This is a genomic window from uncultured Sneathiella sp., assembly GCF_963973085.1.
Taxonomy (GTDB): Bacteria; Pseudomonadota; Alphaproteobacteria; order Sneathiellales; family Sneathiellaceae; genus Sneathiella.
The window spans coordinates 498,865-522,665 of the sequence record NZ_CAXAXA010000003.1; the positions used below are offsets into that span (position 1 = coordinate 498,865).

Below are 23,801 nucleotides of genomic sequence, written 5' to 3' on the forward strand. Positions count from 1 at the left end.
TGATTTAGGGGCGGCCCTTGGCAATAAAGTAGGGATTGTCATGGCCGTTCTTGCCATATGTAAGCGGAGAGCCGTCGACTGTTTCGACTATACCGCCCGCGGCTTCCAAAATAGCCTGGCCGGCGCCGATATCCCATTCCATTGTTCGCCCGAAGCGGGGATAGAGATCGGCTTTTCCCTCTGCAACAAGACAGAGCTTGAGGGATGAACCAGCGGAAATGAGCTCTTTCACATTGAATTTTGAAATGTAATCATCGGTTTCTGCCGTCCGGTGGGAGCGACTGGCAACGACAGTAATGCCATCTGCCGGAGTATCGCGTGTGCTTATAGCGATGGCAGGCTGATCCGCGGTCTGCCGCCAGACTTTTCCAGGACCTTCCGCGAAGTAACTCACATTCTTTGCAGGAATATGAATAACTCCCATGGTTGGGCGACCCTGTTCTACAAGTGCGATATTCACCGTGAATTCGCCGCGTCTATGAACAAATTCCTTGGTCCCGTCCAGCGGGTCGACAAGCCAGAAAATACCGCCAGACAAATCGGGAACCTTACCGGCGGCCTCACTTTCTTCGGCCAAAATTGGAATGTCCGGAGTTAGCGTCATGAGCCCGGCAATAATAATTTTTTCGGCTTCAACATCAGCTTCCGTGACGGGAGACGCGTCGGACTTGGTCTTCACGTCGAAATCCTGATGATAAATCGTCAGGATCTTGTCGCCTGCCTCTCGTGCTATTTTTGTGATGGCTTCTGTGAGGGATAGGCGATCGAGAGGCATTTAGCTTTCCTGAGCTGTCGGTCTGTCATTCTGACGTAACATATCGATAAGCGCTGGATTGTCACCCTTGAAAGAATAAATGTGATAAATTTTTACATACATTAAAAGTCGAGATTTCCCAGGTGTCTGGCCCGAAACGTGAATCCGACTGCGGGTTTCGCCATAAATGACAGGTTGATCCACGGCTGCTAAACTGCAAATTTAGAATGGTTTGATATGCAAAGGAATGTGAGGGGTTCGCGGTAACTGATGAAGGTATTTTCCATTACACCCGACCCGAAAGCGGCCGGTCTCAGTGAAGTGCTAAGTGGCATAGATCAGAACGGCCGGTCAATTAGCCTGCCGGTCGTGGTCGAGAAGCCCTTGACCCTTTTCCTGAACGGCCAGGAAATCGTGACCATGATGACGATCGGGGATTATCCGGATTATCTCGCGCTTGGATATTTGCTGAACCAAAACATGCTTCGATCAGATGATGAGGTAACGGGGATCGATTTTGACGATGATCTTGGCGTTGTTGTCGTACGGACGGAGCGGGAAACGGACTTCGAAGATAAGCTGAAGAAAAAAACGCAGACATCGGGCTGTGCGCAAGGAACGGTGTTCGGCGACGTTATGGAAAAATTTGAGGATATACATCTAGATCCGACAGCGAGCTTAAAAACCTCGTGGATTTATAGTCTGGCCCGGAAGATTAATCAGCAGCCGTCGCTTTATCTGGAAACAGGCGCGATACATGGCTGTGTTCTGTGTGAGGAAGACCGTCCGCTCATTTATATGGAGGATGTGGGGCGGCACAATGCCATCGATAAAATCGCGGGCTATATGTGGCGTCATGGTCTGTCGTCCACCGGCAAGATTTTTTATACAACGGGCCGATTGACGTCGGAAATGGTTATCAAGACAGTACAGATGGAAATCCCTATTGTCATTTCTCGCTCGGGCTTCACCGCATGGGGCGTTGAACTCGCACGTCAGGCCAACCTGACATTAATCGGCCGGGCCAAGGGTAAGCGGTTTGTCTGCCTTTCCGGCTCCGAAAGACTGGTATTCGATATCGATCCGGCAACAGTGCCGGAAGAGTCCCCCAAGCATCAGCGCAAGGCCGCACAATGAGTGAAGTAATGGCAAAATTTCCCTGCCTTCTGCTTGCAGGGGGGCAATCGCGGCGTATGGGCGGAGGCACCAAGTTTTTGCGGGAACTTGGGGGGCAAACTCTTCTCGCCCGGATTGTCGAAACGCTTCGCCCCCAGGTCGGAAAAATGGTCCTGAACATGAATGCGGATATCCCCAAAGATGCGGTGCCCGACCTTCCCATATTGCAGGACAGCGTCAGTGGCTTTGCCGGTCCACTTGCAGGCATATTGACGGGGCTTGAGTATTTCAGCGCAAAAGGAGAGACCGCTAGTCATATGCTCAGCGTTCCGACAGACGCGCCGTTCATTCCCGACGATCTGGTTTTACGCCTGTCAGAAGGATTGCAGGACGACAAAACAACCATCGTTATGGCGCGCTCTGTCGGCCGGGTACATCCGGTTGTCGCGTTATGGCCGATTTCTCTTACCTCGGATTTACGCAAGGCGCTGACGGACGAAAATTTACGGAAAATTCTGGTGTTTGCGGATCGTTATAATCGTATTGAAGTCGACTGGACTGAGGACGAAGGCGACCCCTTCTTCAATATTAACCGCCCAGAAGATTTGGAAAAAGCACGTCAGCGGTTGTTCTGAAAGTTTGTCATCTACGCGTCCTTGTCGGCATATTGATCAAGGCAACCCCCAGAATAGCGATCACGACGCCAAGCGCGACAACGAAAGACAACTGCTCCCCGAAAATGACCATGCCGAGGATAACGCCTATCCCCATCCTTAAATAACTCTGGCTGGCGGCGTTCATCGACCCCAAAGTATTGATCAAGCGGAAATAGAGCAGCAAGGCAACGGCTGTCCCGAATATTCCCAGTACAATAACGGCGGCGAGGGAGGTAAGTGATGGTGACAATGTCCAGGGTTGGTCAACCACAAGGCTTGCCGGAACCAGAACACAGGTGGCGGAAATCATGACGCCAGCGGCTGTCACCGTTGATGGCAAGGCAGCAAACCTCTTGCCGATAATCGCGGCATATCCGTAAAACATAGCGCTCAGCAGGAGCGCGAGCTGGGCAATGACTTGCTGACCGAGATTTTGCAAGGCATCGATACCGATGATCAGAATAACACCGGCAAGCCCAGTGAACGCGCCGACAATCTTGCGAGCGTTGACCGTTTCATGCTTTGTCACCAGCCATGTAAGGAGAAAGACAAAGATAGGGGAGGTTGAATTTAAAACCGCCGCAAGTCCGCTTTCGACATATTGCTGCCCCCAGGCAACCAGCATCCACGCGCCGAAACTGTTGAAAAAGGACTGGATCACGAAGTTTTTCCAGTTTTCCTTGTCTGTAGGTAGCCTGTAGCCTTGCCGCCAGATAACAATCAACAGGACAAGGGCGGCGACTGAAACCCGGATTGCAACCAATGTCGTCGGTGGGAGGGTTTCAAGCCCGATGCGGATAAAAAGATAGGAGGACCCCCAAAGGCTCGCCAGCAATAGGAGCAGGAGATATTCCTTGGGTCGGTTGATCTGGGGTGCGGATATGGGCTTTGCCTCTGTTCTGGAACTTCTGGACGTGATGTAACATAACCGCTGGATATTCTTATTGCTTCGCTGGCGGTCGAACTGTTGTACGATGCAGCATCAGGCTTTCGCAGGAAAGAGAAATTATCAAATCAGGTTTCGCCAAGAAGTCTTTTCTGCTGTTGCCGGACGACATCACTCAAAAACTGACTGACCGCCTTGATGCGGGCGAGATCATGGATATCTTCAGGTGTGTTGAGCCAATATGTCCTATTTATCTCGACTTCCTCCGGCAGAAGACAGACGAGGTCTGGATAATCGTCGGCGACAAAGCAGTGCAGGATACTGAGGCCTGCGCCAGCCAAAGTTGCCTGAAACTGAAGGACGATACTGGAACTTTTGAGAGTGACGTTCGGGTTGGCAATGATGTCTGTTAAGTAAAGCAACTGCGGATCCGGAACCAGCTCATCAATATAGGAGATGAAATCGTGGTCCTTCAGGTCGTTCATTGACAAAATGGGGCTGTGAGTTGAGAGATAGTCCCGGCTGGCATAAAGACGCAAGCGGTAGTTTGTCAGTTTGCGGGAAATAAGTCGTCCGGATTTCGGTCGCGCCAGCGTAATGGAGAGGTCCGCTTCGCGTTTTGACAGGCTGACAAATCGATCATTGGCAACGAACTCCAACTCGATTTTCGGATGGAGTTGGCGAAATGTAGCCAATTCCATGGCTAAAAACTGGCTACCAAATCCCTCTGGTACGCCCAAGCGAACCGTTCCGGTCAATGTTTGGTTTTCCCCGCCGACCGTATCCTGAATTGCCGCCGAAGCGCTTTCCATTGCCTCTGCTTGAGGAAGAAGCCGTTCTCCCGCTTGGGTAAGAACAAATCCGCGCGGCGTCGCCTCGAACAATTTGGCGTCGAGTTTTTCTTCGAGCGCAAGAACACGGCGGCTGACCGTGGTGTGATCAACCTTTAGTGCTTTAGCCACTTCCGTCAGACGTCCTTTCCGGCTAAGCTCCAGAAAGAAACGGATATCGTTCCAATCAAAAATAACAACGACCGTATGTGCAAATATACACAGGGAATGTGCATTCTTATCTAATTACTTTGCATTTTTACCTATGTACAGTTCAGCCAGCAAGAATTTTTTGGGAGTGGACCTGATGACAGAGCAACTAAAACATTATATCGGCGGGCAGTATGTTGCCGGTAAATCCGGGCGTTTCAGCCCCGTCTATAATCCGAGCACAGGAGAGCATAAGGCAGACCTGCCTCTGGCGACAGAGGAAGAGGTTGGCGACGCCATTGCCGACAGTCTCGCTGCATTTCCGGAGTGGGCCGAAACATCGCCGATTACCCGTGCCCGCGTCATGTTCAAGTTCAAGCAGTTGGTTGAGGATAATATTGAAGAACTGGCAGCTCTGCTTTCAAGTGAACATGGCAAGGTTCATTCCGATGCGAAGGGGTCGATCATTCGCGGTGTCGAGGTTGTCGAGTTTGCCTGCGGCATTCCGCATTTGCTGAAGGGTGAGTTTTCGGACAATGTGTCTTCTGGTATCGACATGTATTCCATGCGCAAACCGCTCGGTGTTGTCGCTGGTATTACGCCGTTCAATTTCCCGGCTATGGTGCCGATGTGGATGTTTGCTGTGGCTATTGCTTGCGGAAATACGTTCGTTTTAAAGCCGTCTGAAAAGGATCCTTCGCTTCCCATGAGGCTTGCCGAATTGATGCTTGAGGCCGGGGCGCCGAAGGGCGTCCTTAATGTAATCAATGGCGATAAGGTCGCTGTCGATACCATTCTTGATGATCCTCGCATCAAGGCTGTGAGTTTCGTCGGCTCTACGCCAATCGCGAAATATGTCTATTCCCGTGCGGCGGCTGCGGGCAAACGTGTTCAGGCAATGGGTGGCGCGAAAAACCATATGCTTGTCATGCCGGATGCGGATATGGACAAGGCTGTGGACGCGCTTATCGGCGCCGGGTATGGCTCCGCAGGCGAACGCTGTATGGCTATCTCCGTTGCTGTCGCCGTTGGCGATGCAGGCGATGAGCTGATCGAGAAACTGACGCCGAAGGTCCGGGGCCTCAAGGTCGGACCAAGTGCGGCAGACGGTGATATGGGCCCGTTGGTTACCGCAGAGCACCTTGAAAAGGTCAAAGGCTATGTTGATCTCGGCATCAAGGAAGGAGCGGACCTGGTCGTTGACGGTCGTGAGTTAAAGCTTCAGGGGTATGAAAACGGTTACTACATGGGCGGCTGCCTGTTTGACAACGTCAAAACTGACATGCGCATCTACAAGGAGGAAATCTTTGGTCCGGTGTTGTCGGTAGTCCGCGCGCCGACATTCAACGATGCCATTGAAATGGTCGATGAGCATGAGTTTGGAAATGGCACATCGATTTTTACCCGCAATGGCGATGTCGCTCGCGCTTTCTCCAACAATGTCCAGATTGGTATGGTTGGTGTTAATGTGCCGATCCCGGTTCCGCTTGCTTTCCACAGCTTTGGCGGCTGGAAAAATTCTGCCTTCGGTGATCACAATCAGCACGGATCAGAGGGTGTGCGGTTCTATACCAAGGTGAAGACGGTAACATCCCGGTGGCCTGACAGCATCAAGGATGGGGCTGAGTTCATCATGCCAACACATAAATAAAATTAAATAGCAGCTCCGACATATTGGTGTCGGAGCATGAAATTTCGGGGAGTTTACTATGGCCAGAATCGGTTTTGTAGGTGTCGGGAACATGGGTGGGCCGATGGCTCTTAACCTGTTGAAAGCCGGGCACTCGGTAAAGGTTTTTGATCTCTCGGCGGATGCCGTGGCGGCTTGCGTTGAAAAAGGCGCGGAAGCGGCGGAAACCGCTGCTGAGGCATCTAAGAATGTAGGCATTGTCGTCAGTATGCTGCCTAAGGGGGATCATGTTCGATCGGTTTATCTCGGTGATCAAGGACTGCTGTCCGCGGCAGATCCAGGGACGCTTTTCATCGATTGTTCGACAATTGATGTGGCGACGGCCCGAGATGTTGAAAAGGCTGCTGCCGCGGCTGGCATGAGTATGGTCGATGCACCGGTGAGCGGCGGCGTCGGCGGTGCTGCGGCCGGGACATTAACGTTTATGGTCGGCGGCGGCAAAGGCGCGTTTGAAGCGGCCAAACCGATCCTTGAAGCAATGGGTGCAAACATCGTTCATACGGGCGGCCCCGGAAACGGTCAGGCGGCGAAGATTTGCAACAACATGATCCTTGGCATTTCCATGATTGGTGTGTGCGAGGCTTTCGTGCTGGCGGAAAAGCTTGGATTGGAACATCAGACGATGTTCGATATTGTTTCTACGGCCTCCGGTCAATGCTGGTCCTTGACAAGCTACTGTCCTGTCCCGGGCCCTGTTCCGGCGAGCCCGGCGAACAATGGATACAAACCCGGGTTTTCAGCGCAGAACATGCTGAAGGACCTGCATCTCAGCCAGGATGCGGCGGATGGATTCGGTGCGTCCACTGATCTTGGCAAGGCGGCGATGGAAATGTATGAAGCCTATGTCGGTGGTGAAGGGCAAGAGGCGGATTTCTCCGGCATCGTGAATATGATCCGGAAGAAGTGACTCTGCCGACAGTCGATAATATCGTTACAATTGCGGGCTTGCAGATTGAAACTCGCATTATCGGAGATTTCACCCCGCAAAAACCCGTTCTTATATTTTTGCATGAAGGCCTTGGCTGTATTGCGCTCTGGCAGGATTTTCCCGGTTTGCTTTGCGAGAGGCTGGGGCTTGCAGGACTTGTTTATAGCCGGGCTGGTTACGGCGGATCGTCACCTTGTCCATTGCCTCGGCCGCTGGACTATATGGAGCGTGAAGCCGAAGATGTTCTTCCGCAATTGATCGAGCATTTTGGTATCTCCCGTTTTATCTTGGTAGGCCATTCTGACGGCGCTTCTATTGCCTTGATATATTCAGGCAGCGGTGAACTGCCGCCGCCTGAAGCTGTGATTGCAATGGCGCCGCATGTTTTTTGTGAAGACATATCAATTGAAGGGATTACGGCGGCCAAAATCGCTTACGAGACAGGTCATTTAAAGTGGAAACTTGAAAGGTTCCACGGAATTAATATAGAATATGCCTTTCGCGGCTGGAGCGATGCATGGCTCAATCCGCGGTTCAGGAAATGGAGTATCGAAAAGTTTCTGCCTGCGATTACTGCGCCTATTCTCGTCATACAGGGACGGAACGATCGTTTTGGGACAACTGCACAAATTGAAGCTACCGAAAATTCAGTTGCAGGTCCTTTCGAGAAGCTTCTCCTAAACGATTGCGGTCATAATCCGTGGCATGAAAAACCGGACGATGTGCTGTCCAAAATAGAAACGTTCATCACTCGCCACATGCAGTAAAAATGATCTGAAATATTTGGTATCAGTGGAATATTGCTTGCGGTCTCGGGTCATTTGATCGACTAATATTCTATGGGCATTCAAATCTCCGACAACATGCGCGGCGCGGCATTCATGACGATAAGTGTGGCCGCTTTTGTCGTTAACGACACGACAATGAAACTGGTTGCGGATCATCTCAGTATTTTCCAGGCTATTTTTCTGCGCGGCATCTTCACGAGCCTGCTGTTGGCCGGATTTTGCCTCTATAAGGGGCATCTCCTGTACCGTATTCCCAAAGGGGACCGGGGACTGGTTTGCCTTCGATTGATTGGAGAAGTCGGTGGGGCGATTTTTTATCTTTCCGCTTTGTTCCATATGCCGATAGCAAACGCGACCGCTATTTTGCAGGCGCTTCCGCTCGCGGTGACATTGGCGGCGGCAATTTTCCTTTCTGAGGCAGTTGGCTGGCGGCGCTATCTTGCCATTACGGCGGGGTTTATCGGCGTCTTGATGATTGTGCGCCCCGGCTCGGACGGGTTCAACGAATTCTCAATTTATGCCATCGTTGCGGTGTTTTTTATTGTATTGCGGGATCTGTCAACCCGCCGGCTGTCAGTGGGAGTGCCATCGCTCTTCGTCTCCCTGCTGACATCGGTTGCGGTCATGGTTGTTGGCGCCATCTTATCAATGACGATGGAATGGCGGCCAGTTACCGTTGAAGCCGGCGGATTGCTTGCAATGGCGTCGGTTTTCGTAATTTTCGGCTATCTTTTCAGCATCATGGCCATGCGCGTCGGGGATATCAGTTTTACCTCTCCATTTCGGTATACGATCCTGATCTGGGCCATTCTGCTTGGCTTCTTTGTCTTTGGGGACATACCCGATCAATGGACAATTCTTGGCAGTATTATTATTGTCGGCAGCGGTGTTTATACATTCTACCGCGAAAGGAATCTGTTTCGTCAGATGAACAAGAAAGCGGATGCAAGAACTATGGGAGAGGGATAGCGATGAAAGAATTGGTCAAACGTCAGGACGTTGAGGGCGTTGCGATATTGAGTCTTAATCGGCCCGAAGCACTCAACGCCCTCAGCCCATCCCTTTTTGTTGAACTGCACGAGCATGTTAAAGCTCTCGCGGAGCAAATTGATAAAGTAGGCTGTATTATTTTGCGAGGGGAGGGGCGATCCTTTTCTGCCGGGAATGATTTGAAGGCGATGCAGGCAGGGGAAGAGGCGCCGCATCCCCGGTTTCAGGCTGAAACCGTCGAGATGATTGAGGATCTGCCGCAACCGGTTGTGGCAGAGGTTGCTGGCCATTGTTACACAGGCGCTCTTGAGCTGGCCCTCGCCTGCGACTTGATGATTTGTGGAGAAAGTGCGAACTTTGCGGATACGCATGGAAAATGGGCATTAACGCCGCTCTGGGGGATGAGCCAGCGGCTTCCCCGTCGGATAGGGGTGCTGAACGCCAAGGAGATGATGTTCACTGGTCGGGTTGTATCCGGACCTGAGGCGTTTGAAATCGGACTCGTGAATAAATGCGTGCCGGATAGCTTGCTATCGGACGAAGCGCTGAAGATGGCGCATGATATTGTCGAGAATTCCTGGCATACGTTGCGGGCGGACAAGATGCTGGTGAACAAAGGGCAGGATTATGGTCTGAAGAATGGATTGCAGTTCGAATGCGAGAACAGTCCGGGCCGGGCGAAAGGCGACGATGAACGTCTTTCAGGTTTCAAAAGGGATTAACAATGGAAAAGCAGGTGCTGGTGCGCGAACTTTAGATCCGTCGCTCTCCTTTTAAGATTTCCGCGATCCAACCCCCGTATTGTTGTTGATCATTTGAGGCGGCAAGCGAGGCAAGGCCGTTATCCGCAACTTCCACGGAAAGCTGGATCCCGCGGCGCTGATTGATCAGGTCGACGAGAAAGGGCAGGGTATGTTCCGGGTGTGGTTGCAGTGAAAAGCAGGTCGGAGAATATTTCAGGCCTGCATTTAGGCAAAAATCGGACGTTAACCACACGTCCGTATTTTTTGGCGGAGTGATGACCTGATCTTGATGAAATGCCAGCAGGTTTGCCTCAGCATTATTTGCTATATCCGCATAACTGATACGTCCGACGCACCAGCCGCCAGAAAACTTCTCAACCTTTCCACCCATGGCTTGCGCCATAATCTGATGGCCAAAGCATACCCCCACAGTTGGCTGGCCGCTGGCGATTAGCTTGCGAATAAAGACTTCCAGCGGTTTTATCCAGTCGAAGTCTTCATACACGCCATGTTTGGAGCCGGTGATAACCCATGCGTCACATTCCAGCGGGTGCTTTGGCAATTTCCCTTCTATGGCGGGATAGACGATATAGTCAAATGGCTCACCCTCAAAGAGGTCCATGAACATTTGCGGATACTCGCCATACTTAACACCGAGCGACCCACCAAGTCGCCCTGTCTGGATTATCCCGACAGTGGTTTTCCTCTCCAGGTCAGCGGACATTTCAGGCGAATTTCCTTTCGACATTTACAGCGCAGAATTTAACTTCCGCGATTTTGCCGAAAGGGTCAAGCGCATCGTTGGTGAGGAGATTAACGGCGGCCTCTGCATAGCAGAAGGGGATAAAAACCATGCCATTCTGGACGCCGCCATCAGCGCGGACACGGATATCAATTTCGCCGCGGCGTGAGCGTACGGTCACAATATCGCCGGGCTTTGCATTCAGTTGCTCCATCATGCCCGGAGCCATGTGAACAATCGGTTCGGGCTCCACTGCATCAAGCACTTCAGAACGGCGTGTCATGGAACCGGTATGCCAATGCTCCAGCAGGCGGCCGGTGGTCAGAATGATCGGAAAGTTTTTGTCCGGAATCTCGTCAGGAGAAATCAGGCTGGCCGGTACGAATTTACCAAGGCCATTTGCGGTCGGGAATTTCTCTGTGAATATCAGGGGCTGGCCGGGGTCGTCGGGACTTTCACATGGATAGATTATTGACTCCTGTGCTTCCAGCCGTTCCCAGCTCATGCCGCGGATACTCCCCATAACCTGAGTCATTTCCGCAAAGACGTCTCTCGGGTGACTATACTGCCAGTCAAGCCCCAAGCGCTTCGCTATTTCCTGAATGATCCAGAGATCCTGGCGCGCATCGCCCGGCATGGGAACCGCCGCCCGGCCCATCTGCACCTGACGGTTTGTGTTGGTCACCGTGCCATCCTTCTCCGGCCATGCGGACGCAGGCAGGACGACATCCGCATAGGCGGCGGTCTCCGTCAGAAACAGGTCCTGTACTACCAGATGATCCAGCATAGTGAGGGCTTCGCGCGCATGGGTGACGTTGGGGTCTGACATTGCCGGATTCTCGCCCATGATATACATGGCGTTTATCGCTCCCCGGTGTATCGCCTCGGTGATCTCGACAACGGTCAGGCCCTTTTCGGGCTGTATCTCTGCGCCCCAGAATTTCTCAAACTTTGTACGAATGACCGGATCTTCTACTGACTGATAGTCGGGCAGGAACATGGGGATCAAAGCTACATCCGACGCACCCTGGACATTATTCTGTCCACGCAGGGGGTGCAGGCCGGTGCCGGGACGACCTACCTGACCGGTCATCAAAGAAAGACTGATCAAACAGCGTGAATTATCCGTACCATGCACATGCTGGCTAATTCCCATTCCCCAGAATATAATGGCTGCTTTCGCTTTGGCGAAAAGTTGGGCTACTTCGCGGATCATCACCGGATCGATGCCCGTTATTTCGGCCATGGCCTCAGGGCTGAAATCCGCCAGATGTTCTTTCAGCTCTTCAAAATTCTCGGTATGGTCGCGAATATAGTCTTTGTCCGTCAGCCCGTCTTCAATAATGACATGCATGATGGAATTGAGTAGGGCGACATCCGTGCCGGGCTTTTCCTGCAGCATATACGTCGCATGGCGGGAGAGCGCCTGTCCGCGCGGATCAATAACAATCAGCTTGCTGCCTTTTTTGATCGCGTTCTTGAAGAACGTCGCGGCGACAGGGTGATTGACCGTCGGGTTAGAGCCGATGACCATGATCACGTCCGCATTCTCCGCCTCGTTAAACGGTGCCGAGACGGCTCCTGAGCCAACTGTTTCCAGCAGGGCGGCGACCGAGGATGCATGACAGAGCCGGGTGCAATGATCGACATTGTTGGTGCCGAAGCCGGTGCGCACCAGCTTCTGGAATAGATAGGCTTCCTCGTTGGAGCCTTTGGCGGAGCCAAAGCCGGCCAGGGCATTTCCGCCCTTGGTATTCCTGACCTTGCTTAGTCCGTTTGCAGCAAATTCCAGCGCCTCATCCCAACTTGCTTCACGAAAATGAGTGAAGGGATTGGCAGGATCAAGACTGGCGACATCCGATTTTGCAATACCTTCCTTGCGGATCAACGGCACCGTCAGACGCTCCGGGTTATGAATATAATCAAATCCAAAGCGTCCCTTGATGCAAAGGCGCTCCTCATTGGCGGGACCATCGCGGCCATCGGCAAAGAGAATCTTGTCGTCGCGCACCTTGAAAGTCAGCTGACAGCCGACACCACAGAACGGGCAAACGCTGTCAACATCGCGGTCGATCTGGTGATTCCCGACAACGGATTTTTCAAGCAAGGCGCCCGTGGGGCAGGCCTGCACGCATTCACCGCAGCCTACACATGTACTGTCTCCCATGGGGTCATCGAAATCGAAGACGATCTTGGAATGAACGCCACGACCGGCCATACCGATTACATCATTTACCTGGACATCTCGGCAGGCTCGAACGCAAAGGTTACAGTTGATGCATGCGTCAAGATTGACGGCCATGGCAGGATGGGAAAGGTCATCCTTAGGCATTTCGCGCGGAATAAACCGGCTGTCTGATATGGTCTGCTGATCGGCCATTTTCCAGAAATGACTCTCCGGATCATAGGACGTTTCGCGATCCGGCTGATCCGCAATCAGAAGCTCCATTACCATCTTGCGCGAATTCACTGCGCGATCCGTTGCCGTTTTAACGATCATACCGTCTGCCGGCTTGCGAATGCAGCTTGCCGCGAGGACACGCTCACCTTCGATTTCCACCATACAGGCCCGGCAATTCCCGTCTGCTGTAAAGCTGACGCGATCCGCATGGCATAAATACGGAATCGTCGTGCCCTGACCTTTTGCGACATCCCAAATTGACTGATCGGGCGTGGCTGTCACCTTTTGGCCGTCGAGTTCGAAGGTAATCAATTCGCTCATTGAACGTCCTCCGGGAAATGCTTGAGAATGGACATCAGGCCGTTCGGGGCGGCCTGCCCAAGTCCGCAGATAGAGGCATCGCGCATGACAGCACTCAGCTCTTCGAGCAGGGCCGAGTCCCAGCGGTCATTCTGCATTATCTTCAACGCCTTCTCTGTACCGGCGCGACAGGGCGTGCATTGTCCACAGCTTTCATCCTCAAAGAAACGCATCAAATTTCGCGCAACCATTTTGAGGTCATCCTGATCTGAAATTACAATGACGGCCGCAGACCCGATAAAACACCCATGCTTTTCCAAGGTACCGAAATCAAGCGGAATATCCGCCATGGATGCGGGCAGCAAGCCACCGGACGCCCCGCCGGGAAGATAGGCCTTAAATTCATGCCCCGCCTTCATTCCGCCGCCATATTCCTCAATCAGTTCCGCTGCCGTGATTCCGGCGGGCGTAATATAAACTCCCGGCTTATTGACATGGCCGGAAAGGGAAAAACTCCGGAACCCCTTGCCACCATGGCGTCCACCCTCTCTGAACCAGTCGGGACCTTTGCGAATAATATCCGGTAACCAGTAGAGGGTTTCGACGTTATTGATGAGGGTCGGGCGTCCAAACAAGCCGACATGAGCCGGGAAGGGAGGCTTGTGCCGGGGCAAAGCACGTTTGCCTTCGATGCTTTCCAGCATGGCGCTTTCCTCGCCGCATATATAGGCACCGGCGCCGCGCCGTAAATGTATCGTCTTGCCGTTGGTGAGGTTTTCGTCGATCAGAACCCAGATGCAATTCGCCAGAATCGCCGCCGTCTCGGGATACTCGTCCCGCAAGAAAATATAAATTGCCTCGGTCTCGACAATTTCCGCCGCGATCAGCATTCCTTCCAGAAACTGGAAGGGATTGTTGTTCATAAAATACCGGTCCTTGAACGTACCGGGCTCGCTTTCGTCTGCATTGACAGCCATATAGCGCGGTCCCGGAACGGACAGAACGGAATTGAGCTTCATAGCATGCGGGAAACCAGCCCCCCCGAGGCCTCGATGGCCGCTATCACTTAATATCTCAATTATGTCAGAGGGCGTCAGCTTTCCGCTACGGAGATTTTTGATCGTAGTAAAGCCTTCCGCATTTTTATAATTCGAAAAACTATTGAATGAAGGAATATCAAGCGGTGCATTCCTCTTCTCATCTTCTAATAAAGTATCGACAGACTCCTGCGATGCATTGCCGACATAGCGGTCTTTTATCCGAACCACCGGTGCCTGTTCGCAGCGACCCATGCAAGCACCGTGGGTGACGCGTATATTAGCCCCGTATTTGGCGGCGAGCTCGCCTTTCAGGGCCATTGCGCCGGCCATTTCGCAAGAGAGGCTGTCACACACCTTGATTGTCAGGGGAGCAGGCGTTGCGTCATTTTCCTTAACGACAGTGAAGTTATGGTAAAAAGTGGCGACCTCATATACTTCAGCCAGCGCGAGACGCATTTCATCCGCCAACGCCGTCAGATGGGCCGCGGAGAGATATCCATAGGCATCCTGGATTAAATGCAGATGTTCAATCAACAAGTCTGGCTGCCGGGAACGGTCCCCGAGTAGCGCGGCTACTTCACGGGCGGCAATCGGGTCAACCTGTCGGCCTTTCTTCTGGTAGCGCGCTTTCCGCCCACCTTTGCCAGGGGCTTTTGGAACTGCAAATTTCAACTTTCCTGCTGTCAATTCTAGGTTCCTCTGGCTTCAGTTATATTCGTTCAATTGCCTTGTATGTCGTCGTCATTTACTATGATTAGATCAACGACACTTGCAATAATCAATTGCTTGCCAGCATGTTCAAAATTAACCGTGACACGGTCCGCAACTGAAGATTGCACCTGTCCGACACCCCAATCCGGCTGTTGTGGATGACGAACATATTGACCTGGTGAAAACTGGGCTAGCATGATTTTTCTCTTAACATATCAGACAAGATTGTTGCATATTCACCTTAGCAAATTGTCGTACAGACGACAAAGGTTGTTCCTTTTTGTAAAGTTCTGAATGTATTGGATTCCGGTGATAATATGATTGATCTGAAACTCGCGTCGCTCATGAGTTCCAAACTTTGCCATGATGTCATCGGCCCTATCGGCGCGATCTGCAATGGCGCCGAACTTGTCGCGGATGATGGCAACGAGGATATGCGGGCGGAAGCTCTCAGGCTGATCAGTGAAAGCGCGGGCGAGGCATCAGCCCGGCTTCAATTTTATCGGCTTGCGTTTGGACTCGCCGGAAGCATGGGGCAGGATATTTCTATTCGGGAAGCCCGCAGTCTTAGTCGTGATCTCATGTCTTTCGGGAAGGTCAGGCTTGACTGGCCCGATGAAGCGGGCGGGGCTGAAATGCTGCCAAAAGATGTTGTCAAAATTCTGTGCAATGTATTGGTCGTCGCATCCGGAGCCTTGCCGCGAGGTGGTGAACTGAAGGTTACAGGCGATGTTTCCGGAGGCAATTGGTCTTTTATGTTCCGGGCGGAAGGAATGCGGGCTCTCCTGCGTGAAGATGTGACTTATATCCTGCAAAACGGCTATAACGAAGCTGACCTGACGGCCCAGAATGTTGGCGTCCAGTATCTTATGGCCCTGTGCGAAAATAATAACGTCGATCTCGTCATCCAGGAAATGGATGAAAATCAAGTGAGTCTCGCTGTTCGATCCGGTTAAATGACTCGGTGATCCATATTATCGGCCATAGAAATTGCTATTTCCTCTGCTAAAGAAAAAATGAAAATGCTGAAATCCCCATCAGGATAAAAAATGCCATAAAACTGCTCCATCCGTAACCGCTTGTTAACCTATATCCGGCATTCTGTATCTGAAAATATCAGGGCAATTACACCCCCCGATATCATGCAAAGTTACGGAAAGTATGCGGTTAAATGGATGATCTTCTGAGTGAGTTTCTCACAGAAACCAACGAAAGCATTGGCATTGTTGACACGTCACTAATTGTTCTGGAACAGGATCCAAGCGATGAAAGTCATATCGGAAATATTTTTCGCCTGGTCCATACAATTAAGGGAACCTGTGGTTTTCTAGGGCTTCCACGATTAGAAGCAGTGGCCCATGCTGGGGAAAATGTCCTTGGTAAAATCCGCGATAAGGAACTGACCGTCACTGCGGATGTTGTTACGATCATTCTGGAAGCCATGGATGTCATTAAAGACATTCTCGCCACGATTGAAGAAACCGAGGAAGAACCGGCGGGAAATGATGCCGATCTAATTGCCCGGTTGAACGATGTCGCCTTTGGGACAGAATCAGTTCCTGTTGTGGAGGCACCGGTCGTAGAACAAGAGAGTGTTCCCGTGGGAAGCGTTTCAGAAGAAGAACTCGAAGCGGCATTTCAGGCTGCGGAAGGCCCGGATGATGAGGCAGGCTCCAACGAGGTGACACTGGATGAGCTTGAGGCTGCTTTCCAGGCCGCGGAAGGTCCCGATGACGCACCAGAACCCGTTATGGAATCGAAACCAGCAGACAAGGAAAAAGAAGAGGCCAAACCCGCCGCAGAGAAATCGCCGAAGGAATCAAGTATCGCAAATCAGAGTATTCGGGTGAACGTTCAGATGCTCGAAAATCTGATGACCATGGTCAGCGAACTTGTGCTGACGCGAAATCAGCTTTTGCAGATGGTTCGTGGTATGGATGATAATGAATTCACGGTACCGCTTCAGCGCTTAAGTCATGTGACGACGGAGTTGCAGGAAGGGCTTATGAAAACCCGCATGCAACCAATCGGGAATGCCTGGTCCAAACTGCCACGTATTGTCCGCGATTTGAGCCAGGACCTTGATAAGAAAATAGATCTGGTTATGCGTGGTGCCGAAACTGAACTTGATCGGCAGGTGCTGGAATTGATCAAGGATCCGCTGACCCACATGGTACGCAACTCTGCTGATCATGGTTTGGAGGTGCCTGCAGACCGTGTTGCAAACGGCAAAAATGAAACTGGCAAGATTGTTCTTGAGGCCTTCCATGAAGGTGGCCATATCATCATCAAGATTACTGATGATGGCCGCGGCCTGAATAGTGAAAAGATCAAGAAAAAGGTTATTGAAAACGGACTGGCAAGCGAAGCTGAACTTGAAAGCATGAGCAAGCAGCAGATCCAGAACTTCATTATGCGGGCAGGTTTTTCGACGGCGGAGAAAGTAACAAACGTCTCCGGCCGGGGTGTTGGTATGGACGTCGTCCGCTCCAACATCGAGAAAATCGGAGGGACGATTGCACTCACTTCGGAAGAAGGGGAAGGGTCGACCTTCACCATCAAGATTCCGCTTACGCTCGCCATCGTTTCCGCTTTGATTGTCGAGTGCTGTGGTGAACGATTTGCCATTCCGCAAACAAGTGTCCTGGAACTTGTCCGGGCGTCGACCAATAGCAGTAGTGACCATACAATTGAAATGATCAATGACTCTCCCGTCTTGCGACTGCGCGATCAGCTCCTCCCGCTTTTACACCTCAATGACATCATGCGGCTCGAAACCGCTGCGGATGAAGTTGCAGATCAAAGCAAGGTCAAAGGTGCGGAAGAGTTTATTGTCGTCATCCAGGTTGCCAGTTTTGTTTTTGGCATCGTTGTTGACCGGGTTTTCGATACGGAGGAAATTGTCGTTAAGCCGATAGCGCCAATTCTTAAAAACCTCTCTATTTTCTCAGGCAATACGATCCTTGGAGATGGCAGCGTTATAATGATCCTTGATCCGAACGGGATGGCGGCTATGTCCGGCGATGCTGCAGTAAACTCGGGCAATTCCACGAAAGATGAAACCAAGTTGAGCCAGCTTCAAGATGAGAAAACAGCCCTTCTTGTTTTCCGAGCAGGTGGAAAAGATCCGAAAGCTGTGCCGTTGTCCCTGGTCGCGCGCCTCGAAGAAATTGATGTGGATACGATAGAGGACACCAACGGCAAGAAGGTCGTACAATATCGCGGCCAGCTTATGCCACTTACGACGATTGACGATAGCGTAACCATTGTAGAACACGGGCGCCAGCCAGTTCTCGTCTTCAGCGACCAGGATCGTACCATGGGTCTCGTCGTTGATGAAATTGTTGATATTGTTGAAGATTATCTCGATATCGAAATGATGTCTGATCGTGATGGTTTTGTTGGAAGTGCCGTTATTCGAGACAAGGCAACCGACATCGTCGACGTTGGATATTGTCTGCAAAAATGCTTTGGAAGCTGGTTCGGAGCATTGGAAACACGGCCATTCGGGCATGGAGACGAAAAACAGAAAGTCCTTCTGGTCGATGACAGTCCGTTCTTCCGTAACATGCTGGTGCCGCTCCTTAAAACCGCCGGTTATGCGGTGACGACAGCAGAAAATGGCGTGGACGCCTTGCAAAAACGTGATCATGGAGAGCATTTTGACATCATTATCAGTGATATCGAAATGCCGGAAATGGACGGCTTCACCTTTGCAGAAAAGGTCAAGGGCGACGACAGATGGAACGAAACTCCGATAGTCGCGCTGTCATCTCATACAACACCTGGTGATTTCGATCGGGGTCGGGCAGTTGGTTTCTCCGATTATATTGCGAAATTTGACAGGGATTCATTGATGTCGGCGCTCACGCAGACTCTCAAAGCAAGTGGAAGTGCAAAATGACGACCAGTAACATGCAGGAATACGTAACGATCTTAATTGCGGACCAGCTTTTCGGTATACCGGTCCTTGAAGTGCATGATGTCCTTCGGGATCTTAAGTTGACGAAGATTCCTCTTGCTCCGGCCGAGGTCGCGGGTGCCCTTAATCTGCGAGGCCGTATCGTGACCGCGATTGACGTGCGGAAACGGCTCGGCCTGCCCCAGCTGGAGCAGAAGGGCGACGGAATGAGTATCGTTGTTGAGCACCAGAGCGAACCCTATAGTCTGATGATAGATAGCGTGGGTGAAGTTCTCACGCTGGATGTAAATGATTTGCAGCCAACACCTGTGACCTTGAACGCAAGCTGGAAAGAGATTTCGGGCGGTGTCTATCGTCTTGAAGATAAATTGCTAGTTATCCTGCAAATCGAGCGGCTGCTTGATTTTGGCGGCAATTCGACAATCGCAGCATAAGAAAAAACGGAGAAAATTGATGCCATCGTGTTTGATCGTAGATGATTCCAAAGTCGTTCGTATGGTTGCCAGAAGGATATTGGAAGATATGAGCTTTGGAATCCTGGAAGCCGAAGATGGCAAAGGCGCTCTCACGACCTGTTTGGAAAAAATGCCTGATGTTATTTTGCTTGACTGGAACATGCCTGTCATGAACGGCATAGACTTTCTACGGACCTTGCGCGGCACTGAGAATGGCGAGCAACCAATTGTGATTTTTTGCACCACAGAAAATGACATGGCCCATATTCGGGAAGCCATTTCTGCCGGTGCAAATGAATATATCATGAAGCCATTTGACCGGGCAATTATCGAGGCCAAGTTCTCGCAGGTGGGAGTTCTCTAAGTGATCCAGGCCGAAACCATAGAGCAAAGTCCGAAGAGCGCATCCGGAGATCCCTATCGGGTGATGGTCGTCGATGACTCCGCCGTCATCCGCGGGTTTCTGTCGCGATGGCTGGATGCCGAAGCAGATATACATGTTGTCGCAATAGCCAGTAATGGCGCCGTGGCGCTACGTGAATTTGAGAGGGTGCGGCCTGAACTCGTTATTCTGGATATTGAGATGCCCGAGATGGATGGATTGACGGCATTACCAAAGCTTGTATCTCTCGACCCGGATGTGCAGGTTATTATGGCGTCGACCCTGACCCGCCGCAACGCGGATGTCAGTTTGAAGGCGTTATCCATGGGCGCGGCCGATTATATAGCCAAGCCTGAATCGACACGCGTAGCTGATGAAAAAGAAATCTTTCAGCGGGGCCTTGTGGAAAAAGTCAGGGCTCTTGGCGCGACACGTCGATCCCGAGACCGCACGGCCGGAAAAGTTGTCTCTCGACCGGCTATTGTACCGCAGCAGACAGCGCGCAAGACGGTGCCCGTTACTGCAAAAATTCCATTAGCATTACGTCAGCTTTCCAAAATTCCTCAGATCAAGGCAATTGCAATTGGAGCGTCGACCGGCGGACCGCAGGCACTCTTCAAATTGTTGGCAGAGCTGAAGGATAAAACGAACCTTCCAATTTTCATCACGCAACATATGCCGGCGACTTTTACAACTATTCTGGCGGAACATCTGACCAAGATCTATGGCAAGGACTGCATTGAGGCGGTGGATGGCGAGAGGGTTCAGGATAATCGCGTCTATGTCGCGCCTGGAAACTGGCATTTGACTGTCAGAGGCCAGATTGGAAATGTTGTTATTAAATTAAATCAGGAAGCGCCGGAAAACTATTGCCGCCCGTCTGTTGATCCAATGCTGCGGAGCCTGCATTCAGTTTATGGCACGCATGTACTGACAACTATTTTAACGGGAATGGGCCACGATGGTTTGGAAGGCTGCAGGAAACTTGCGGAGTCAGGAGCAGTGGTGATCGGTCAGGATGAAGAAACAAGTGTAGTATGGGGAATGCCCGGGGCGGTTGCGTCCGCGGGTCTATGCACCAATATTCTGCCTTTACAGAAAATCCCCGGCGCAATCGAAAATTTCGTCAATGGGAGGCCAGCATGAATAGCCAGGATTTCCAGCTCTTTGGCGATATCGTCAGGAAACGTTCCGGACTGGTACTGACAGAGGAAAAGGTATATCTGCTTGAAAGCAGGCTCGTTCCGCTTGCGCGCAGACGCGGCCTTGAAAGCCTTGAAGCGTTGGCCGAAGAGGTGCGCCGGACGAATGATGAGCGATTGTTAAATGAGATCACGGAAGCGATGACCACGAACGAGACGTTCTTTTTCCGGGATACAAAGCCATTCGATATTTTCCGTTCGGTTATCCTGCCTCAGCTCATTCAGTCGCGTTCCGCAAAAAAGAGTTTGCGGATCTGGACGGCCGCGTGCTCGACAGGACAGGAACCCTATTCTCTCGCCATGCTACTTAAAGAAGAAGCAGCAAAAATGGCGGGATGGCGCGTTGAGATACTGGCGACGGACCTTTCAAACGAGGTGCTTGAGAAAGCAAAGGCAGGGTTGTATTCGCAGTTTGAAGTTCAGCGCGGTCTGCCTATCCAGCTTTTGATGAAGCATTTCCAGCAGGTCGGAGAGATGTGGCAGATCGACAGCTCAATCAGGGCAATGGTGAAGTTCCAGCCGAAAAACCTGCTTGAGGATTTAGGCAGTATGGGACAGTTCGATGTCGTATTCTGTCGCAATGTCCTGATCTACTTTGACCAGGCGACGAAAGGGAAGGTTCTGGATCAGGTTCATAATATATTGGCAGATGATGGAGCTCTGTTCCTTGGCGGAGCGGAAACTGTGCTTGGCATCTGTGACAGCTTCAAACCGATTGAAGGTCAGCGCGGTGTCTATACATCAGCCAAGCGCGGTATAATGGCCGCAGCGAGCTAATAAGCGGACCATTTTCCTTATCCTCTAAATTAACAACGCAATAAACCCCGCAGTATTTTAAGTACTGCGGGGTTTATCGTGGCTTATTATCTAATGAATTGGATTAGCTTGCCTTGGCTTGCACATTTTCGTCAGGATCCCGCAGGACGTAGCCCCGGCCCCAGACTGTTTCAATGTAATTGTCTCCGTTGGTAGCGGCCGCCAGCTTCTTGCGCAGCTTGCAAACAAAGACGTCGATGATTTTAAGTTCCGGCTCGTCCATGCCACCGTAAAGATGGTTGAGGAACATTTCTTTTGTCAATGTTGTGCCTTTTCGCAGGCTCAACAATTCCAGCATGCCGTATTCCTTGCCGGTAAGATGCAGTCGCTGGCCACTGACTTCGACGGATTTTGAATCCAGATTGACCGTGAGCTTGCCTGTCTGGATTGTCGATTGGGCGTGCCCCTTGGAGCGCCGGACAATCGCATGGATGCGCGCGACAAGTTCATCTTTGTTAAAAGGCTTGGTTAGGTAGTCATCCGCGCCAAACCCCAAACCCTTAACTTTGTCGTCGGGTTCGGACATGCCGGACAATATCAGAATGGGGGTTGAGACCTTGGCTGTCCGAAGTTTTTTGAGGACTTCATAGCCAGACATATCAGGCAGGCCCAAATCCAGGATAATAATGTCGTAATCATAGAGTTTACCGAGATCGACCCCTTCTTCACCGAGGTCGGTTGTGTAAACATTAAGGCCCTCCGCACTCAGCATCAATTCAATGCCGCGTGCCATTGAGCTATCGTCTTCAATCAATAATACCCGCATAAATCACCTCCTGTACGCAACTATTATTAATAACTTAACTTAACAAATAGTTAAAATAAAAGATAAAAATTAACTATCTTTGTTAACCCGAGTAAACAGCATTTACGAAACTTTAAAAGGTATAAGTCAGAATGGTTTGCACAGATCGAAGTCAGATGCATAAAACTGAAAACCCGGAGCGTCCTTAGTGCAAAATATCATTTCCGAAATCAGCAGAGTTCCTACGTCTCAATTTTACGGTCGTGTTGCTGCGATCCAGGGGCTATTGGTTGAAATAGGAGGGATCCAAAGACGTCTGAGTATTGGAAGTCGGGTTAACCTGCGGTCCCGCGATGGTGGAAGTGTAAAATGCGAAGTTGTCGGGTTTCGAAATGACCGCGCGTTGCTTATGCCCTTTGCTGCGCTGGAAGGCGTTGGTATCGGTTGCAAGGCAGAGATTGCAGAACGTGATCCTGTCGTTTTCCCGAATGAAAGCTGGCTTGGCCGCGTCGTGAATGCCATGGGAGAGCCCATTGATGGTGGACCTCCTTTAAGTGCAGGAAGTGCTGCAGTCCCTTTTCGGAATACACCCCCTCCTGCTCATGCGCGTCAGCGTGTTGGCGAAAAAATCGACTTAGGCGTGAGGGCATTGAATACCTTTGTTACCTGCTGTCGTGGGCAAAGGATGGGAATTTTTGCCGGTTCCGGTGTCGGTAAGTCCGTACTCTTCTCCATGCTTGCCCGGAATACGGCGGCGGATATTAATGTGATCGGCCTTATTGGGGAACGGGGCCGTGAGGTACAGGAATTCATAAAAGACGACCTTGGGGAAGAAGGTTTGAAACGAAGTATTGTTGTTGTGGCCACCTCCGATGAATCCGCGCTTATGCGACGGCAGGCTGCCTATCTGACCTTATCCCTGGCGGAATATTTCCGTGATCAGGAGCGCGACGTACTCTGCCTCATGGATAGTGTTACACGCTTTGCCATGGCACAGCGGGACATTGGCCTTTCTGGCGGTGAGCCCCCGACCAGCAAGGGTTATACACCAACGGTTTTCAGTGAACTGCCGAAGTTGCTGGAGAGGGCAGGGCCAGGTGCAGGAAAAGGGAGCATAACCGGCCTTTTTACCGTCCTCGTGGAGGGCGATGATCATAATGAACCGGTGGCCGATGCTGTTCGGGGTATCCTGGATGGCCATATCGTCATGGAACGGCAGATAGCTGAACGCGGTCGTTATCCGGCAATCAATGTTCTCAAGTCCATTTCCCGAACCATGCCCGGATGTAACAGTGAAGACGAAAACATTCTTATCTCGAAGGCCAGGCAATATCTCTCTACTTATGAGGACATGGCGGAAATGATCCGGCTTGGAGCTTATAGGCAGGGCACCGATCCACAGGTGGATGAGGCCATCCATTTTTTCCCATTGCTTGAAGACTTTATGAGCCAGAACAAGAAAGAACGGTCGAGCCTGGCGGAATGCTACGCGGCTCTTTCCGCAATCTTGGAACAGCAAATAGAACTTGAATCCGCCTAATTTTTTCGCTTGAA

22 protein-coding genes are annotated in these 23,801 nt (G+C 51.4%); 14 read left to right on the forward strand and 8 right to left on the reverse strand.

The genetic code is table 11. The annotated features are described in order from the left end of the window. Window positions 1-4: 4 nt before the first annotated feature. Window positions 5-775 (reverse strand): 3'(2'),5'-bisphosphate nucleotidase CysQ, encoded by a 771-nt coding sequence (gene cysQ / locus AACZ19_RS10325; RefSeq protein WP_339633608.1) that lies wholly within the window; start codon window positions 773-775, stop codon window positions 5-7. 249 nt (window positions 776-1,024) lie between these two features. Between cysQ and fdhD the strand changes: the two genes are divergently transcribed. Both fdhD and mobA read left to right on the forward strand, forming a co-directional pair. Continuing rightward, window positions 1,025-1,891 (forward strand): formate dehydrogenase accessory sulfurtransferase FdhD, encoded by an 867-nt coding sequence (fdhD, locus tag AACZ19_RS10330; protein ID WP_339633609.1) that lies wholly within the window; start codon window positions 1,025-1,027, stop codon window positions 1,889-1,891. Further along, window positions 1,888-2,505, forward strand: a complete 618-nt coding sequence (gene mobA, locus AACZ19_RS10335) for a molybdenum cofactor guanylyltransferase MobA (protein WP_339633610.1) — start codon at window positions 1,888-1,890, stop codon at window positions 2,503-2,505. Before fdhD ends, mobA begins: the two co-directional genes overlap by 4 nt. 7 nt (window positions 2,506-2,512) lie before the next feature. Here the strand turns inward: mobA and AACZ19_RS10340 are convergent, their stop codons facing one another. Next, window positions 2,513-3,502: an EamA family transporter gene (locus tag AACZ19_RS10340; RefSeq protein WP_339633734.1), complete on the reverse strand. Its 990-nt coding sequence runs from the start codon at window positions 3,500-3,502 to the stop codon at window positions 2,513-2,515. Window positions 3,503-3,540: 38 nt separating this feature from the next. Beyond that, window positions 3,541-4,467, reverse strand: coding sequence for a LysR family transcriptional regulator (locus tag AACZ19_RS10345; RefSeq protein WP_339633735.1), 927 nt, complete (start codon window positions 4,465-4,467; stop codon window positions 3,541-3,543). 82 nt (window positions 4,468-4,549) lie between these two features. Here AACZ19_RS10345 and AACZ19_RS10350 point away from each other — a divergent pair, with 82 nt between their 5' ends. From AACZ19_RS10350 to AACZ19_RS10370, 5 genes are all read left to right on the forward strand, one after another. Next, window positions 4,550-6,043, forward strand: coding sequence for a CoA-acylating methylmalonate-semialdehyde dehydrogenase (locus AACZ19_RS10350; protein ID WP_339633612.1), 1,494 nt, complete (start codon window positions 4,550-4,552; stop codon window positions 6,041-6,043). A 58-nt stretch (window positions 6,044-6,101) separates the two neighbouring features. Further along, window positions 6,102-6,989, forward strand: a complete 888-nt coding sequence (gene mmsB / locus AACZ19_RS10355; protein WP_339633614.1) for a 3-hydroxyisobutyrate dehydrogenase — start codon at window positions 6,102-6,104, stop codon at window positions 6,987-6,989. Continuing rightward, entirely contained in the window at window positions 6,986-7,777 is a 792-nt protein-coding gene (locus AACZ19_RS10360) for an alpha/beta hydrolase (protein ID WP_339633615.1), read from the forward strand. The genes mmsB and AACZ19_RS10360 overlap by 4 nt, the downstream gene beginning before the upstream one ends. Window positions 7,778-7,873: 96 nt before the next feature. Further along, window positions 7,874-8,767: a DMT family transporter gene (locus AACZ19_RS10365; protein WP_339633737.1), complete on the forward strand. Its 894-nt coding sequence runs from the start codon at window positions 7,874-7,876 to the stop codon at window positions 8,765-8,767. A gap of 2 nt (window positions 8,768-8,769) precedes the next feature. Next, window positions 8,770-9,510, forward strand: coding sequence for an enoyl-CoA hydratase/isomerase family protein (locus AACZ19_RS10370; RefSeq protein ID WP_339633617.1), 741 nt, complete (start codon window positions 8,770-8,772; stop codon window positions 9,508-9,510). A 31-nt stretch (window positions 9,511-9,541) separates the two neighbouring features. On the opposite strand, the gene AACZ19_RS10375 is transcribed toward AACZ19_RS10370, so the two are convergent. From AACZ19_RS10375 to AACZ19_RS10390, 4 genes are read right to left on the reverse strand one after another with little or no spacing between them, the layout of a single operon-like run. Continuing rightward, window positions 9,542-10,255: a type 1 glutamine amidotransferase gene (locus AACZ19_RS10375; RefSeq protein ID WP_339633619.1), complete on the reverse strand. Its 714-nt coding sequence runs from the start codon at window positions 10,253-10,255 to the stop codon at window positions 9,542-9,544. Window position 10,256: 1 nt separating this feature from the next. After that, window positions 10,257-12,995, reverse strand: coding sequence for a formate dehydrogenase subunit alpha (fdhF, locus tag AACZ19_RS10380; protein ID WP_339633621.1), 2,739 nt, complete (start codon window positions 12,993-12,995; stop codon window positions 10,257-10,259). After that, the gene (locus tag AACZ19_RS10385; protein WP_339633623.1) at window positions 12,992-14,701 is read right to left on the reverse strand and encodes an NAD(P)H-dependent oxidoreductase subunit E; all 1,710 of its coding nucleotides are present in this window, start codon (window positions 14,699-14,701) and stop codon (window positions 12,992-12,994) included. The genes fdhF and AACZ19_RS10385 overlap by 4 nt, the downstream gene beginning before the upstream one ends. A gap of 32 nt (window positions 14,702-14,733) precedes the next feature. Then, the gene (locus AACZ19_RS10390; RefSeq protein ID WP_339633625.1) at window positions 14,734-14,922 is read right to left on the reverse strand and encodes a DUF3553 domain-containing protein; all 189 of its coding nucleotides are present in this window, start codon (window positions 14,920-14,922) and stop codon (window positions 14,734-14,736) included. A gap of 120 nt (window positions 14,923-15,042) precedes the next feature. On the opposite strand from AACZ19_RS10390, the gene AACZ19_RS10395 reads away from it, so the two are divergent. The 6 genes from AACZ19_RS10395 (at window position 15,043) to AACZ19_RS10420 (ending at window position 21,463) form a co-directional block, all read left to right on the forward strand. Continuing rightward, complete coding sequence (locus tag AACZ19_RS10395; protein ID WP_339633627.1) at window positions 15,043-15,681, forward strand: histidine phosphotransferase family protein; 639 nt, start codon at window positions 15,043-15,045, stop codon at window positions 15,679-15,681. Window positions 15,682-15,896: 215 nt separating this feature from the next. After that, window positions 15,897-18,629: a chemotaxis protein CheW gene (locus tag AACZ19_RS10400; protein WP_339633629.1), complete on the forward strand. Its 2,733-nt coding sequence runs from the start codon at window positions 15,897-15,899 to the stop codon at window positions 18,627-18,629. Next, the gene (locus AACZ19_RS10405) at window positions 18,626-19,081 is read left to right on the forward strand and encodes a chemotaxis protein CheW (protein ID WP_339633631.1); all 456 of its coding nucleotides are present in this window, start codon (window positions 18,626-18,628) and stop codon (window positions 19,079-19,081) included. Before AACZ19_RS10400 ends, AACZ19_RS10405 begins: the two co-directional genes overlap by 4 nt. Window positions 19,082-19,100: 19 nt before the next feature. Then, window positions 19,101-19,466 carry a response regulator gene (locus tag AACZ19_RS10410; protein ID WP_339633740.1) on the forward strand — a complete coding sequence of 122 codons (366 nt, stop codon included), beginning with the start codon at window positions 19,101-19,103 and terminating at the stop codon, window positions 19,464-19,466. Further along, window positions 19,467-20,630, forward strand: coding sequence for a chemotaxis response regulator protein-glutamate methylesterase (locus AACZ19_RS10415; RefSeq protein WP_339633633.1), 1,164 nt, complete (start codon window positions 19,467-19,469; stop codon window positions 20,628-20,630). Then, window positions 20,627-21,463 carry a protein-glutamate O-methyltransferase gene (locus AACZ19_RS10420; protein ID WP_339633635.1) on the forward strand — a complete coding sequence of 279 codons (837 nt, stop codon included), beginning with the start codon at window positions 20,627-20,629 and terminating at the stop codon, window positions 21,461-21,463. The genes AACZ19_RS10415 and AACZ19_RS10420 overlap by 4 nt, the downstream gene beginning before the upstream one ends. 103 nt (window positions 21,464-21,566) lie before the next feature. On the opposite strand, the gene AACZ19_RS10425 is transcribed toward AACZ19_RS10420, so the two are convergent. Further along, on the reverse strand, window positions 21,567-22,268 hold the full coding sequence (locus tag AACZ19_RS10425; protein ID WP_293960570.1) for a response regulator transcription factor: 702 nt from the start codon (window positions 22,266-22,268) through the stop codon (window positions 21,567-21,569). A gap of 187 nt (window positions 22,269-22,455) precedes the next feature. Between AACZ19_RS10425 and fliI the strand changes: the two genes are divergently transcribed. Beyond that, the gene (fliI, locus tag AACZ19_RS10430) at window positions 22,456-23,787 is read left to right on the forward strand and encodes a flagellar protein export ATPase FliI (protein WP_339633638.1); all 1,332 of its coding nucleotides are present in this window, start codon (window positions 22,456-22,458) and stop codon (window positions 23,785-23,787) included. Window positions 23,788-23,801 lie beyond the last annotated feature (14 nt).

Coding starts and splice junctions, on each gene's coding strand:
- AACZ19_RS10365 (WP_339633737.1), top strand. CDS start 7,874: ATGCGCGGCGCGGCATTCATGACGATAAGTGTGGCCGCTTTTGTCGTT.
- AACZ19_RS10395 (WP_339633627.1), top strand. CDS start 15,043: ATGATTGATCTGAAACTCGCGTCGCTCATGAGTTCCAAACTTTGCCAT.
- mmsB (WP_339633614.1), top strand. CDS start 6,102: ATGGCCAGAATCGGTTTTGTAGGTGTCGGGAACATGGGTGGGCCGATG.
- fdhD (WP_339633609.1), top strand. CDS start 1,025: ATGAAGGTATTTTCCATTACACCCGACCCGAAAGCGGCCGGTCTCAGT.
- AACZ19_RS10425 (WP_293960570.1), bottom strand. CDS start 22,268: ATGCGGGTATTATTGATTGAAGACGATAGCTCAATGGCACGCGGCATT.
- AACZ19_RS10370 (WP_339633617.1), top strand. CDS start 8,770: ATGAAAGAATTGGTCAAACGTCAGGACGTTGAGGGCGTTGCGATATTG.
- AACZ19_RS10410 (WP_339633740.1), top strand. CDS start 19,101: ATGCCATCGTGTTTGATCGTAGATGATTCCAAAGTCGTTCGTATGGTT.
- AACZ19_RS10405 (WP_339633631.1), top strand. CDS start 18,626: ATGACGACCAGTAACATGCAGGAATACGTAACGATCTTAATTGCGGAC.
- AACZ19_RS10390 (WP_339633625.1), bottom strand. CDS start 14,922: ATGCTAGCCCAGTTTTCACCAGGTCAATATGTTCGTCATCCACAACAG.
- mobA (WP_339633610.1), top strand. CDS start 1,888: ATGAGTGAAGTAATGGCAAAATTTCCCTGCCTTCTGCTTGCAGGGGGG.
- AACZ19_RS10350 (WP_339633612.1), top strand. CDS start 4,550: ATGACAGAGCAACTAAAACATTATATCGGCGGGCAGTATGTTGCCGGT.
- AACZ19_RS10400 (WP_339633629.1), top strand. CDS start 15,897: ATGGATGATCTTCTGAGTGAGTTTCTCACAGAAACCAACGAAAGCATT.
- AACZ19_RS10420 (WP_339633635.1), top strand. CDS start 20,627: ATGAATAGCCAGGATTTCCAGCTCTTTGGCGATATCGTCAGGAAACGT.
- AACZ19_RS10375 (WP_339633619.1), bottom strand. CDS start 10,255: ATGTCCGCTGACCTGGAGAGGAAAACCACTGTCGGGATAATCCAGACA.
- fdhF (WP_339633621.1), bottom strand. CDS start 12,995: ATGAGCGAATTGATTACCTTCGAACTCGACGGCCAAAAGGTGACAGCC.
- cysQ (WP_339633608.1), bottom strand. CDS start 775: ATGCCTCTCGATCGCCTATCCCTCACAGAAGCCATCACAAAAATAGCA.